The sequence below is a fragment of the Enterococcus sp. MSG3290 genome, assembly GCF_050555565.1.
Lineage (GTDB): Bacteria > Bacillota > Bacilli > Lactobacillales > Enterococcaceae > Enterococcus_B > Enterococcus_B faecium.
In genome coordinates, this window is record NZ_CP187862.1 from 707,829 (window position 1) to 721,963 (window position 14,135).

The following is a 14,135-nucleotide window of genomic DNA, read 5'->3' on the forward strand; positions in this document are numbered from 1 at the left end:
GATAAATAGGATTTATGAGGAAAAAAGCACATGATAGCGTTGATAGGAGTCACCTATGTCAGGTGATAAAAATACATAAGTAGAAAATTAAGAGGAGGAACAGAAAATGCAAGAAGTTCAATTGATCAGAAAAAGCGAACTATCAGAAGGCGGTTGCAATGCATGTGGCGTAGTAGAAGCGACAAGCTATACATTAAAATTAGATTCCAATCAAGCAATAATCTCTGAACTGACAGTAGGCGGTCTTGTGGACAGTCTGGCGCTTGCTGAAGGTTTTACTGGAGAAGATATTTATGAGATGTTTTCAGAAGTCCGTCAGTTAAAAAAAGGAGAAAAATGCATAGAGGTTCATCATGAGAGCCCGAATGTGAGGTTCAAACGTGGTGATAATGAGATGATCTTCAAGAATCATGTGTCTGATCACACTGAACTATATGAAATCGTGAATCAAATACTGTCTGGGCTTTTTGAATTAGGACCTTATGAGTTCAAGGAAGAAAACGGTAATCCAAAATTAAATGAAGAATGGCAAGAAACGATTGAAACACAAAGAAACAATCCACACTTATTTCAATAGTCTTCCACAGTATTTCGTAAAAATGTTGATGAAAAAGAAACACCGTGAATCAGAGGTCGTGAAAAAGCTGCCCTGCATCAAGTAATAAGAACAGCCAAACAAAAATAGCTCCTCCTATTTTTCGTTTGGTTGGGCTTAATACCGAGAAAATGGCTTTTGAACACCGTTTATTCAAAAAAAGGGACTTTGACACGAATTTTGTCAAAGTCCCATCGGTTTTTTATCTATTTTTATTACAATCATTTCTTCCAGAGTAGTGACATCTGGAATGGCTGAAATGTAAACAGATTATTTGCCTGTATCAATGTCGAAGAGTAATATAAAAAGTGTAAACGCTATCATATTGTTCGTCATTCAATTTTTATAGAAAGAAGGCATTTAGATGGAAAAAACATATCAAGCAGGTACAAATGAAGGAATAGTAGATTTTATCAATATGGAAGATTTAGAAATCGCGGCTTCACAAGTGATTCCAGCTGGTGGTTATGGTTACATCAGCAGTGGTGCTGGCGACTTATTTACTTATCAAGAAAATGAACGGGCATTCAATCATCGTTTGATTATTCCTCATGTATTAAGAGATGTAGAATTACCCGATACAACTACACATTTTGACGAAGAAATGCTGACTGCACCAATCATCATGGCACCAGTTGCTGCTCATGGATTAGCTCATGTGAAGGCGGAGAAAGCTTCTGCAAAAGGTGTAGCAGATTTTGGGACGATCTATACAGCAAGTTCTTACGCTTCTTGTACTTTAGAAGAGATAAGAGAAGCAGGCGGGGAGAAAGCACCGCAATGGTTTCAATTTTATATGAGCAAAGATAATGGAATCAATTTGGATATTCTTGAAGTGGCCAAGCGTAATGGAGCAAAAGCAATCGTATTGACAGCGGATGCAACAGTTGGCGGAAACCGTGAAACAGACCGCAGAAACGGGTTTACCTTCCCGCTGCCAATGCCGATCGTTCAGGCTTATCAATCAGGAGTAGGCCAAACGATGGATGCTGTATATAAATCTTCCAAACAAAAACTTAGTCCAAAAGATGTAGAATTTATCGCTGCTCATTCTGATTTGCCAGTCTACGTGAAAGGTGTTCAATCAGAAGAAGATGTCTATCGATCATTAGAATCTGGTGCTGGTGGAATTTGGGTATCTAACCATGGTGGCCGTCAATTAGATGGGGGGCCTGCTGCGTTTGATTCGTTGCAATATGTGGCAGAAGCAGTAGATAAACGTGTACCAATCGTGTTTGACAGCGGTGTACGACGTGGACAACATGTTTTCAAAGCAATCGCATCAGGTGCCGATCTTGTTGCTATTGGCAGACCCGTTATTTATGGATTGTCTTTAGGAGGAAGTACAGGAGTCCATCAAGTATTTGATTTCTTTAAAACAGAATTGGAAATGGTCATGCAATTAGCTGGAACACAAACAGTAGAAGATATCAAAAAAATAAAATTGCGTGAGAATCGTTTTATTTAAGAAATAAATGACGAAAAAAAATAGGAGTGCGGCAGATGATGCCGTACTCCTATTTTTATAGTTCAAGGATGTCACTAATAGAATAATTTGAAACGAAAAAATAAAATTGAAATATTTTTTCATACTTAATAAAAAAGGAAGAATATTCATGTAAACGATTTTATTGTTTTTTTCTCTTTTATACAAAAAGGGTCATAATTTCAAGTAAGCGGATGAATTCATGAGGATTTTTTGCATACTGTCTCTACTATACTTAGGTCACTAAGAAAAAGGAGTGATTTATTATGAAAAAGAACATGATTGGGACATTATTACTTTCAACACTTCTTCTAGGCGGCTTGGCAACACCAGCTTTTGCTGAGGGTCAAGCGACTTCAAAAGGAGATATTACCTTTACTGAACCAACAAATACCGTTGAGCCTCTTAACCCTACTGATCCTTCAAAACCAGTAGAGCCAGCAGATCCGGAAAATCCAGCAACTGGCCAGATAGGTTCTTTAACATTGGATGTAGTTCCTGAATTGCCATTTGGTACACACGAGATTGAAAGCGGAACAAAAACGTATCAAGTAGACGCTTCAAAAAACGATACACCTTATCTCCAAGTATCAGATCGTCGAGGTGTAGGTGCAGATGGCCAAGCACAAGGGTGGAACGTGACAGTTTCGGTTTCAGATTTTGTAAACGGTTCACAAGTTTTGCAAGGCGCTGAATTAGATTTTGGAACATCCACTGTTAAAAGTACGTCAGATAACGAATCCACTGGACCAACTAGTCAAACTGTAACTGGGTTGAGTAAAGCAAGTGCAGCGACACCAATATTTACAGCAGCAAAAGATCAAGGTCTGGGAACATGGCTTTCTGTTTATGATCCAGCAAATATCACACTGAAAGTGCCGAAAGCAGCAGCTGGAACATTCACGGCTGATTTGACTTGGAACCTCGTGGCTGGCCCAGTAGCATAGAGTATGAAATAAATTCAACAAACTGCGGTGAAAATACTATAGGTGAAGGATTTTTTACCGTAGTTGTTGTTGAAAGGATGTGGTGGACAATGAATCAAAGTAAACGACTGTTTGTTTCGTTTTTTTCTATTTTAAGTCTATTTTTCATTTTTCCGTCAATCAGCCAAGCAAAGGATTCAGCAGGAGACTTTGGAATCAAACCGGTATTTCCAGAGAACCAAATAGATAAAGCAATCGGTTATTTTGATTTATTAGTGGCACCGGAACAAAATCAGACACTAGAAGTAATTATCAGCAATTCTTCAGATGAAGAACGAACATTTGAGGTCTCTGTCAATCCGGCGGTAACGAGTGATGGTGGAACGATCGATTATAGTCAAAAAAACCCAACGTTAGATGAGACATTGCCGTTTGATGTCCGTGACGTTTTGCTCATTGCGAAAAAGGAAATCAATGTATCAGCACATGCAGAAACAACTGTACCTATAGAAGTGAAAATCCCAGCAAAAAGCTTTAAGGGACGTGTATTAGCGGGTATTCATGTTTCACCTAAAGAAGAAGCTGAAACAGAAAATGCTACAGAAGGAGCACAAATCAAAAATCGTATTGCTTATAATCTCGCAGTCGTTTTACAAGAAAGTCAAGAGACGATAGAACCGGATCTGAAACTTTTATCAGGAGATTTGGACGAGGTCAACGCAAAGCCAACTGTTCAGCTTCGTTTCCAAAATCCTCAGCCTAGGATTATCAGCAATTTGATATTTACGAGCAAGATCTTTTATGAAAATCAGCTTTATATTGAAAATACGTCTAATGCATTTTTAGTTGCACCAAATTCGAATTTTCACTTGAATCTTGATTTAGCTGGTGATAAAGCAAAAGCCGGCGATTACCGCGCAGAAATCATAGCAAAATCAGGCGACAGTAATGAATGGCGATTTACACAAAACTTTACGATCAAAAAAGAAAAAGCACAAAAAGTAAATGAAAATTCCGTTTTTGCAGTACAAGAACAATCTTTCCCATGGCTTTATGCAGGATTGGTTGCTGCAGTTCTAGTGTTATGGTTGATTTTGCTGTTTTTGTGGGTCCACAAGAAAAAGAAAAAAGGAGAAACAACATGATGAGGTGATTTCGTTGAAAACATCGATCTTATTGGGAGGGATTATTGCAAGTTTGCTGTTCTTCAGCTGGCAAGAGCCAGTCCAAGCAGATACCAAAAGTTCAGGTACGATTACATTTTATGATCTAAGTCCAGTTCCGCATCCAAGTGGTTCAGTCAATGGCGCATCAAAACAGCAGACACAGCTACCGATTTATAAAGAATCTAATCAACATGGCGTATTCCCGGAGACGAATGAACAAAAGATCCGTTTTCTTTATTTGATCATTGGTATAGAATTATGGCTTCTTGCGTGGTTGTTGTTATGGAGAAGAAAGGAAAAGGAGGATGAACATGTTGCTACAAAATAAATTTTCATTTTTTCGCTCCTTCTTTTTTACTTCGCTTTTTGTTTTAAGTATATTTATCTTTTCACCTTCGGCAGAAGCTGTTGGAGCAACGCCTCCTGCCATTTCTTATGATCCATACACGTATGAAAATATCGTACCTCCAAATGGTGGACGTAGTGCAGTCAATGGCGGGAAGCTTGTCCAACTAACTGGGGCTAACCAATTGCCTAAATTGACTGCTACTTATTTGAACGATGGTTCAAATGATCCTTGGAAAGGTGGCACGGTCCGTTTTCATTGGGAAAGCCATGTGAAACTAACAAATGTACTTGATTTGGTGAATATCACTGCACAAGGATTTGCATTTGTGGCGATCATCAATTTGCCGGAACATGTATCAAGCAGTGATGTATTAAAAGCAATTGACTGGAACAACGCCTACTTGTATATTGCCGGTGCCCCCATCAAGGTTACTAGCGGAAGTTTATTATCAGCAGGAAGCCATACCTTGCGTTTTGGGATGGGGTCGTGGGATACAAATACTCTATTGGCAGATATTATTGCTATTATTACGCGAGGCGAATTCAACGTGGACGATATCCCGCTTCAATTTGATGTTACAGCTAATGTCGCGAAGATGACAGAAAACGGAGATAAATATGATACGAGTCCAAACAAAATTTTGACCAAGGGTAAATTACAACCTTCTATGTCTAAAAAGGCCGTTTTTTCTGTTGATTTTTATGATTCGAATAATATTATCCAAGATCGTATGTTCAATTCGATTTTAGCTCCAGCTGCAGGTAGATTTTATCCTAAATTAACTGGCGGAAACTTGAATCCAGGAGCATATGCATTTTCTGCAAGTGCAGAGATAAATACGTGGAATAGTTACATCTCACCAAGTGATTCAACAGGAAAATATAATACATTTGCTGATACCACAGAATACGTGGATGGAAATAACCAGAACCTTCCAGGCTCTACCAATAGTCGGACATTGACGATGGGGCTGACTGAAGGACGTTTTGATCAGTTGCCATTTAGTCGCTTTGATCGCGTAGTCAACTATTTTACAGGAAAAAACGTTACACAAGGAGCAATACTGACTCATACTCCAGCAAGCACAAGTGGATTGAATCAGACAGCCAATATCGTGTACAGTGGGAAAGATGCGCAAGGCGGATTGCTTTCTCCTGTTGCTTTAAAGGTATTGGAGCAGTACAAGCTAGACGGAACGGTTTTACCAACAAACTTAACAGCCGATAGTCAGTGGGGAAAGCTCCTTTCTTCTGCATCGTACCAAGTCACGGCCAATTGGTCAGCAACTGAACTAAAAAAGGGTTCGATCCATTACAGGCTTTATTCGAAAGGAACCCAAAAATTAGCGACAGGATGGACAGATCAACTTTTCCAAACGATCCAATCAAATAACGGGGGTGTAAATACAGCTACTTCTACACTACCTGCATTGGCTTCAGGGCAATATTATTTTGATTATCGCTTGGTGGACGATGTACTTACTAACATGTATCCGTCTTTTGCGTACAAATGGCAGTCTGAACAAGCTGGAATCACCACTCTTCCTCAAATAACAGTGGCTAATTTTCCATCTGTGAGTGCAGATAGTCAGCTAAAAAACCTTAGCAGACAACCTGAGACAGGAGATCCCCTGTCTGCTCTATCAGGAGATACGATTCAAGAAAATGTGACATTCACGTTAACAAAATCTGGGGATGCGATAACCGACAAAAAAATCACGATCTCACTTCCTGAAAATACTACTTATATCAATGGTTCCTTAAAATTAAATGGTACAACTATCGCAGATACCGGCATTCAACAAGGAGTTTCTGTCCCAGCAGATCTATTGAGCAAAATAGGAGATACCATTCATCTTACTTACAACTATCAATTAAATACTGTAGATACTTCTGTACAATCCGTCAGCATACTGACAAAGGCAGCTGTACTTTCCAGCAATATTACATTAGCAGATGGTGCTAAGCTTCCTAACCCAGTTGTCCAAACATCTGCTAAAACAATTCTTGTCCCCAAACAAGAATTAACATTAGTTAATGTACCAGATGATTTTACATTTGGTAACGATCTCCCCAAACCGTTGAAGACAAGTTATTATGAAGCAAAAGGCGATTTTTCTTTTGATGTGCGGGATACTCGGCTTCCAAGCACGTCTCCTTGGCAACTGACAGGTACATTGACTTCTTTATTTAAGAATGATCAAGGTCAAGAATTAAGCGGAACAAAATTATACTTCAATCATTCTGGATCAAAGCAATTGATTCAGCAAGGTCAAAACACGTTGATTTATGAGAGTGATGGAACAGCTAAAGGAGAGGTTCTCGTTGACTTTCCCGATACCGATGGTTTACTCTTAGAGGTAAATAGCAGTACGAATGCTCAACCTGGCGCAACGTATCAAGGCATGGTCACATGGGAACTGACAGCTGGGCCAACCAGCTAAGTGATTAGAATTTGTATGGATCTGTGATAACTGTCACAGATCCTCTTTTTCAAGGATGAGAAGGAAACTTCTGCTGTTAAAATCAGAAATGCTTGGAGGAGTGGACTTGGAACTTTTCAGTTTGCTTGAAAAAAATGAACAACGGCAAATCAAACTTTTCCAACTTTTATTAGAGGAAAAAGGAGAGGTTTCCGTTAATAACGTACTTACCCGCTTATCAGTTGATCGGGCTACCTTGAAAGAAGATCTGTTTTATTTACAAGCTAACTTGGAAAATATCAAACAATTGGAAATTGTTATCCAAGAAGGGAATATTTTATTAATCAGACATGGAAATATAGCAGCAGTCGATGTTTATTATCATTGTTACTTGCGCTATTCTACAAAATATCAGATACTTCTTTATCTGTTGGAAAATGGCTCATTTGATCGGCAGAAACTTGTCATGGAACTTAATATCAGTTCGGCTACTTTGTCTCGCAGAGTGAAGGAATTAAATGATTCTTTAAATGAGTTTCATCTGAAAATAAAAAGCGGGCGGCTGACCGGTCCAGAAAGTCAAATTCGTTATTTTTATTTCCAATTATTTTGGTTTGGACGTCCCTATCTTGAAAACAAAAAAGAATACAGTGATTTATCAGGAAACACTTTTTTAGATCTGCTGCAAAAAGAGTTTAGTTTTGCTATTACAGAAGAAGGACGATTGAAATTTGAAATATGGCTTTCCATTATGAAGAAGCGAATGCGCTGTACGAAAAAATCCAAACCAGATTATAGCAATCTTCCTGTTGGATTGTTTCAAACGACACAATTTTTATTGGACCTCCATACATTTTTGACCCGTTACTTCTTTCAATATGCCTTTCCTTGGAATCAAAATGAAACGTTGGTTTTTTATCTTTTCATGATCAGTAACTTTACATTAGATACACATAACTCGCATGTCCAGGAGTTTTTGATAAGCGAAAAATACAAAGACGACGTAGTAGCTCAATTGAATCGAACGTTTAAACAATCGATAGAAGAATATTTCTCTTTTTATGTTTTTCCAGAAGAGATTTCGCAAAAGATTGCGTTGACAGTGATGCAAAATCACGCTCATTTTGCCTATTTTAGAGGATGGATGAATATTTTTGGCCAAGAAGGATTAAAACAGCGGTTAACTGAAGTAGAAGATAAACAATTCCTGGTTTTATGTGAAAGATTGGTCAGACAAACATTTGCTATTGTTGATTTTACTGAAGTAGACGAGGAAAATGCCCGCTTTGAATTATTTGCTCGCTATGCATCTATTTTACGGACGCTGATCAAGCAGTTAGAATTACGTCTGCAAATTGCTTATGATCTTCCTTATGAAAGGCTAATGGCGGATATCGTGAAAGAAATCATCCAGGAACAATTGCTGAATACGATCAAATATGATTTAGTCGAATACGAGAAAGAAAAGCAGTATGATATCATTTTGACTAGCCAATTGAAAGAGTACCCGTCACAGAAGTCCGCTAAAGTTTTTGTATTCACTAGCAACGAATATAATTATGATTTCCCCTATTTGAACCAATTTTTAAAAGAATGTTATTTAGAAAAATTGAATTTAAGGATGAATAAAACATGAAAATCGTGATCATTGGTGCTTCCCATGCAGGCATCACAGCTGCCCTAAATCTAAGAAAACTTCAACCGAAAGCAGAAGTTTTACTGATCGATGAAGATCATAAAGATGGACTAGGCTATGTTTCAAATGGAATCAACCTTTATTTAAAAGGAAAGATACGTAGTTTAGCTGAAGTTGCCCATAACATGCGGATTCTTCAAGAAAGTGGGGCAAAACTGATCACCGAATGGAGAGTAACTGAACTTGATCCAGACAAACATCAGCTCATCCTCGCATCCAAAGAAGGAAAAAACAAGACCATAACCTATGATAAATTAATCGTAGCGACAGGTTCCTCTCCTGTCACCTTGTATAAACAAATTGAAGCTGAAAATGTCTACACCTATAAAAATCTAGTGCAATCTAAGCAAGTACTTGCCGCTTTAAAAGAAGCAAAAGAAGTAGTGATCTTCGGTGCTGGTTACATTGGATTGGAATTAGCAGATGCTTTGAGAAATAAAGGATACATTATTCATCTAGTTGATTATATGCCGAATGTTTTATCAAGATATTTCGATAAGGATATGATCAACAGTTTTCAAAATCAGCTGCAAACTAAGCAAATAAATTTTTATCCAAATGAATTCTTGATCGATTGGAAAAAATCAGAAGAGAAAGTAGTATCCGTACAACTTCTGTCTCAAACAATAAAGGCAGATATGGTCATTTTTTCTGCCCAAACTCGTCCTAATACGACATTGTTAAAAGAAAAAGTGGCTTTGTATGAGGATGAGACTGTGATAGTCAATGAATATCTGCAGACAAGTGATCCGGACATCTATGCGATTGGAGATATCGTCCCAGTCAGTTTTGACAAAAATAAACGGCATCTCTTTTTACCTTTAGTTACTCGAGCTGTACATATGGCAAGAGCAGTAGCGCTAACTTTGAGTGGTCAGCCAACCGCTTACGACCTCAGACAAAAGATAACAGCAGCAGTCATTATAGACTACTTTTTAGGAACTGTAGGGCTGACAGAAGATGAAGCGCCATTCTTGGAACAAAATACCGGTTCGTGTTCAGGAGAATTTGATCTATTTCCACAATACGACGAAGAAAACAAAACAGTAAATGCAAAGCTGATCTACCATCCGGATACATTAGAAATAATTGGCGGACAGCTGATAAGCCAAGAATTCTTATTATCAGATTTGAACCTGCTTGCGGATATCGTGAAACACAAAACTACGATTCCACAGCTAGCAGTTGAGGATTTTGGATTTCTGTCTGAATACACCTCTCGTTTTCACTACCTCAATGAGTTAGCTTTTAAAGTACTAGCTAAGAGAGCAAATAGCAATAGAGTAGATAAAAGACTGTGAGAAATATCACGGTCTTTTATTGTGTGGGGATATAATAAATATTAATCAATCGAGAATAAAAAATTCATATAATGAAATAGCGGAAGAATTTTTTGAGCATAATATTCGCCAAAAATTTATCAAGTGATAAAATTGTTGTATAAAATGATTATTTCAGGAGGAGGAGTTAAATGTTTTTAGCATTAAATGAAATTATGCATTCAAAGTTACGTTATGCGTTAGTTGCAGGGGTGATGTTTTTGATCGCCTACCTGGTATTTTTTTTGACTGGGTTAGCTTATGGCTTAGCTCAAGATAATCGAACAGCAGTCGACAAGTGGGAGGCAGATTCGATTGTGCTTTCGAAAGATGCAAATTCAAATCTAGGGATGTCCATGATTACTAAGAAGATAGCAGAAGAAGTCGAAGGTGGGAAAGTGGCGTATCTTGCCCAAACACCTGGAGTCGTGACTAGTAAAGACAGTACAGAAGAAGGAAAAATCAATGTTAGCTTCTTCGGTATCGATAAAAATCAATTCATCATGCCCAATCTTGTTGAAGGAAAAGCTTTTGATAACGATGATGAGGCAGTAGGCGATATTAGTTTGAAAGAAGAATATGGTCTAGCCATAGGAGATACAGTTAAGTTATCTGGTAGTGACAAGACGTTTAAACTAACTGGCTTTACGGATCATGCCAAATTCAATGTCTCACCAGTTCTCTATACAACCATCAATGCTTACCAAGAAATCCGCTTCGAAAAAGAAGATACAAGTGAAAATGCACGGATTAACGCAATAGTTGTCAGAGGTAAAATCAGTAATTTACCTGAAGATTTAGAACAGATCAAAATTTCTAAATTCATCAATGAATTACCTGGATATAATGCGCAAGTATTGACTTTTGGATTTATGATCGGATTTTTGATCGTTATTGCGGCTATTGTGATCGGGATTTTCATTTATGTACTGACGATGCAAAAGATTAATATCTTTGGTGTAATGAAAGCACAAGGGATCACAGGAGGATTTATTGCGCGTTCTGTAGTGGCACAAACATTCATTTTATCATTTGTTGGTATTCTTCTTGGTCTATTAGGAACAGTGGGAACATCCCTTGTTCTACCTGATGCGGTTCCATTCCAAAGCAATTGGCTGTTTTTTGGCGTCATTAGCTTGTTGATGTTAGTAGTAGCTGTGTTAGGCGCACTATTTTCTGTTCGGACAATCGTAAAAATCGATCCGTTGAAGGCAATTGGATAAGAAGGAGGAAGAACATGAAAGCAATAGAATTTAAAGAAGTAGAAAAAAGTTTCCAAGATGGCGACCAAGTAGTTAAAGCATTGAAAGAAACAACCATGAGTATCGATAAAGGGGAATTTGTTGCAATCATCGGTCCTTCTGGTTCAGGTAAAAGTACTTTTTTGACTTTGGCAGGCGGATTGCAGACGCCTAGCAGTGGCTCTGTATTTATCAATGATCAAGAATTCAGTAATCAAAAAGAAAGCGAACGCGTTAAACTACGTTTTAAAGAAATTGGCTTTATTTTGCAAGCTTCCAATCTGGTTCCTTTTCTGACAGTAAAAAAGCAGTTATTATTAGTAGATAAGATTAAACATGAACATCGTCAAAAAGAAGCAAACGAATTATTTGAGCAGCTTGGCGTGGATAAGTTGATCAACAAGTATCCAGAAGAACTATCTGGTGGAGAACGGCAAAGGGTCGCAATCGCTCGTGCATTGTACAATGATCCGTCCATTATTCTAGCAGATGAACCAACTGCTAGTTTGGATTCAGAAAAGGCACGAGAAGTAGTCGATATCTTGGCAAAAGAATCAAAAGACAAAAATAAAGCAACGATCATGGTTACTCACGATACACGGCTGATTGACAAATGCGATAGAATATTTATGATGGAAGATGGTGTATTGAAAGAAAAAGAATAACCAAAAAGCAGGTGGAAAAATGGTCCATCGATACAACAAAGATACACAGCAAAAAATTTTGAAAGAAGCGACTGACTTGTTTATGTCCAAGGGATATCTCGGCACTTCAACAAGAGAAATCGCACAAAAAGTTGGGATCACCCAGCCCAATCTCTATCATTATTTCGGTGATAAAGAAAAACTATATACGGCAGTTTTAGAAAACCACTTAAAAGATGTTGGAAAAGCTTTGAGAGAAATCGTTCAAACAAGCGAAACGGGATTTCAAGTGACCTTGACAAAAATGGCGCAGTTTTTGATTGAGACACATCTGGTCGATTTGTTTCTGATGCTTCACGATCTTGAAAGCAATCTTTCAAAGGAAACAAGAGATCATCTTTTCTTTCTATGGAAGAAAAATTATCGTGAACCTTTTGAAGAAATCTTTTCAGCAAACCAATATGTGCTAAGAAATGGGATTTCAAAAGAAATCGCAGCAAGGCATTTTTTCTTAGTGTTAGCACCTTACATCACCCGGTCGAAAAGACCTGTGGAAGAACCGCTAAATGTGGCGCAATTGATCGATTTATATTTGAATGGTGTATTAGGAGAAGCGTAAAGCTGTTATATAGGGAGAAAATAGTTAGGTGAAGAAGCAAGATATGACGAAGATCGTTATATCTTGCTTCTTTATATAGGTAGTTTTTCATAAATACAAATTTGTTATTCTCTCATGATTATCAGGGTATATTTTTATTTATTATGTCGGTGTTCCAGGAAGTGTTTTAATTTAATAACGTAGAAATTAATTGTTTGTAGAATGAAGGAAACTATTTATTGGGTAGATGAATCACCACGAATAGTCAAAAGGAGATTTCAGGATATGCCAAAAATGAAAAAAATCATTTTAGCAGTAATGTTATTTTCTACGGTTATATCTTTTACAGCCCCTTTTTTGCTTACTTAAGCTGATTTTAAGTTTTGGCCCTTAGTCTGGATCTACGAGGTGAGAGTCAAGAATGAAAAAAATAATTGGAGCTTTTGTATTTGCAATCATTATCATTATTATCTGTTTTCAAATAGATGTTTTTGGTCAAAAAAAGATAGTTGGACAAACGGTCAGCAGTACGAACAGTACGGTTACAAAGACAAAGGAATCATTTGATGATACAGAACAAGAGACATTAATCAAAATCGGAAAAAATGACCGTACACTATATACAGATGACTCGCTAACTACCCCACTTGCAACTATAAACGGCGGAGAGCTGGCGGAGTTTCTTTCTGAAACAAAAAATGCTTATCAAATCAAGACAAATGATGGCTATACTGGATATTTAGCCCTCGAAGATGGAACCAAAGTCACAAAGAATATACAAACAAAACCGGAAGAGCTATCTGATGCAGTGATTGTATTAGATCCTGGGCATGGCGGAAATGATACTGGGGCATTAAGCAATGATGAACAAACAGAAGAAAAAGATATAACATTAAGTACAGCCATAAAAGTAAAAAAGGCGCTAGAGGATGCTGGAGCAACGGTTTATTTGACCCATACTACAGATGAATTAGTACAGCTTGGAGATATATGCGACTACAGTGAAGAAAAAAAGGCAGATGTCTTTATCAGTTTACACGCAGACTCTACGGAATATGCGAATGAAGCAACTGGAATCACGACATATTATTACTATGGACAAGAGGAAACATTAGCACAGACAATTGCTGACTCCTTCACTGATCTGCCTCTGGATTCAAGAGGAATCTCCACTGGGAACTATCAAGTTCTTCGAGAAAATCTTCAACCATCTATTTTAATCGAGATGGGTTATATGAATAATGATAGTGATTTAAAGGAATTAGTAACAGACAGTTATCAGCAGCAGATTGCTGCAAGTTTGACACAAGCATTGACCACTTATTTTCAGTAATAAATAAGCCCAGCCAAACAAAAATAGCTCCTCATATTTTTCGTTTGGCCGGGCTTATTATCGCAGATGCAAGCTTTTGAACACCGTTTAAGGAAGAGGTTGTGAGCCTGCCGTTTAACTCCGCGTCACAAGGAGCAATTTCAAAAAACAGCTTCTCATGTTTGATGACTATTGTGACTTGTGACCGAGGAGTTGGCATGAGAACACCGTTTAGTGGAGAGGTTGTAAAATCAGCGTTCTGACCTGAGTATTAGAGAAACAAATGGAAAAATAGTTCCTCATATTTTGCCGTTTTTTGAGCTAATACCGAGGATCAGATGATTGAACACCGTTTATTCGGAACAAGGGACTGTGACATGA

General features: G+C 37.8%; 12 protein-coding genes. All 12 read left to right on the forward strand.

The features are described from left to right. Positions 1-106: 106 nt before the first annotated feature. The 12 genes from IGL31_RS03265 to IGL31_RS03320 all read left to right on the forward strand — a co-directional run bounded on the left by IGL31_RS03265 (position 107) and on the right by IGL31_RS03320 (position 13,775). On the forward strand, positions 107-577 hold the full coding sequence (locus tag IGL31_RS03265) for a DUF4809 family protein (RefSeq protein WP_002339022.1): 471 nt from the start codon (positions 107-109) through the stop codon (positions 575-577). Positions 578-959: 382 nt separating this feature from the next. Next, positions 960-2,063: an alpha-hydroxy-acid oxidizing protein gene (locus IGL31_RS03270; protein ID WP_002296473.1), complete on the forward strand. Its 1,104-nt coding sequence runs from the start codon at positions 960-962 to the stop codon at positions 2,061-2,063. Positions 2,064-2,347: 284 nt separating this feature from the next. Further along, positions 2,348-3,028, forward strand: coding sequence for a WxL domain-containing protein (locus tag IGL31_RS03275; protein ID WP_010727486.1), 681 nt, complete (start codon positions 2,348-2,350; stop codon positions 3,026-3,028). Between the two features lie 89 nt (positions 3,029-3,117). Further along, the gene (locus IGL31_RS03280; protein WP_002295065.1) at positions 3,118-4,152 is read left to right on the forward strand and encodes a DUF916 and DUF3324 domain-containing protein; all 1,035 of its coding nucleotides are present in this window, start codon (positions 3,118-3,120) and stop codon (positions 4,150-4,152) included. A 13-nt stretch (positions 4,153-4,165) separates the two neighbouring features. Further along, entirely contained in the window at positions 4,166-4,501 is a 336-nt protein-coding gene (locus IGL31_RS03285; protein WP_002306162.1) for a hypothetical protein, read from the forward strand. Further along, positions 4,485-6,965 carry a hypothetical protein gene (locus IGL31_RS03290; RefSeq protein ID WP_010728177.1) on the forward strand — a complete coding sequence of 827 codons (2,481 nt, stop codon included), beginning with the start codon at positions 4,485-4,487 and terminating at the stop codon, positions 6,963-6,965. The genes IGL31_RS03285 and IGL31_RS03290 overlap by 17 nt, the downstream gene beginning before the upstream one ends. 55 nt (positions 6,966-7,020) lie before the next feature. Further along, positions 7,021-8,580: a helix-turn-helix domain-containing protein gene (locus IGL31_RS03295; protein ID WP_016925810.1), complete on the forward strand. Its 1,560-nt coding sequence runs from the start codon at positions 7,021-7,023 to the stop codon at positions 8,578-8,580. Continuing rightward, entirely contained in the window at positions 8,577-9,941 is a 1,365-nt protein-coding gene (locus tag IGL31_RS03300; protein ID WP_086299828.1) for an NAD(P)/FAD-dependent oxidoreductase, read from the forward strand. Before IGL31_RS03295 ends, IGL31_RS03300 begins: the two co-directional genes overlap by 4 nt. Positions 9,942-10,111: 170 nt before the next feature. Then, positions 10,112-11,182: an ABC transporter permease gene (locus IGL31_RS03305; RefSeq protein WP_002295076.1), complete on the forward strand. Its 1,071-nt coding sequence runs from the start codon at positions 10,112-10,114 to the stop codon at positions 11,180-11,182. 14 nt (positions 11,183-11,196) lie between these two features. Continuing rightward, positions 11,197-11,865 (forward strand): ABC transporter ATP-binding protein, encoded by a 669-nt coding sequence (locus IGL31_RS03310; protein WP_002295078.1) that lies wholly within the window; start codon positions 11,197-11,199, stop codon positions 11,863-11,865. A 19-nt stretch (positions 11,866-11,884) separates the two neighbouring features. Continuing rightward, a complete protein-coding gene (locus tag IGL31_RS03315) occupies positions 11,885-12,463 on the forward strand; it encodes a TetR/AcrR family transcriptional regulator (protein WP_086299827.1) in 579 nt (192 codons plus the stop codon). A gap of 400 nt (positions 12,464-12,863) precedes the next feature. Then, positions 12,864-13,775 carry an N-acetylmuramoyl-L-alanine amidase family protein gene (locus IGL31_RS03320; protein ID WP_002295084.1) on the forward strand — a complete coding sequence of 304 codons (912 nt, stop codon included), beginning with the start codon at positions 12,864-12,866 and terminating at the stop codon, positions 13,773-13,775. The last annotated feature ends 360 nt before the right edge of the window (positions 13,776-14,135 follow it).

Coding starts and splice junctions, on each gene's coding strand:
- IGL31_RS03270 (WP_002296473.1), top strand. CDS start 960: ATGGAAAAAACATATCAAGCAGGTACAAATGAAGGAATAGTAGATTTT.
- IGL31_RS03295 (WP_016925810.1), top strand. CDS start 7,021: ATGAGAAGGAAACTTCTGCTGTTAAAATCAGAAATGCTTGGAGGAGTG.
- IGL31_RS03305 (WP_002295076.1), top strand. CDS start 10,112: ATGTTTTTAGCATTAAATGAAATTATGCATTCAAAGTTACGTTATGCG.
- IGL31_RS03265 (WP_002339022.1), top strand. CDS start 107: ATGCAAGAAGTTCAATTGATCAGAAAAAGCGAACTATCAGAAGGCGGT.
- IGL31_RS03320 (WP_002295084.1), top strand. CDS start 12,864: ATGAAAAAAATAATTGGAGCTTTTGTATTTGCAATCATTATCATTATT.
- IGL31_RS03290 (WP_010728177.1), top strand. CDS start 4,485: ATGTTGCTACAAAATAAATTTTCATTTTTTCGCTCCTTCTTTTTTACT.
- IGL31_RS03310 (WP_002295078.1), top strand. CDS start 11,197: ATGAAAGCAATAGAATTTAAAGAAGTAGAAAAAAGTTTCCAAGATGGC.
- IGL31_RS03275 (WP_010727486.1), top strand. CDS start 2,348: ATGAAAAAGAACATGATTGGGACATTATTACTTTCAACACTTCTTCTA.
- IGL31_RS03300 (WP_086299828.1), top strand. CDS start 8,577: ATGAAAATCGTGATCATTGGTGCTTCCCATGCAGGCATCACAGCTGCC.
- IGL31_RS03280 (WP_002295065.1), top strand. CDS start 3,118: ATGAATCAAAGTAAACGACTGTTTGTTTCGTTTTTTTCTATTTTAAGT.
- IGL31_RS03315 (WP_086299827.1), top strand. CDS start 11,885: ATGGTCCATCGATACAACAAAGATACACAGCAAAAAATTTTGAAAGAA.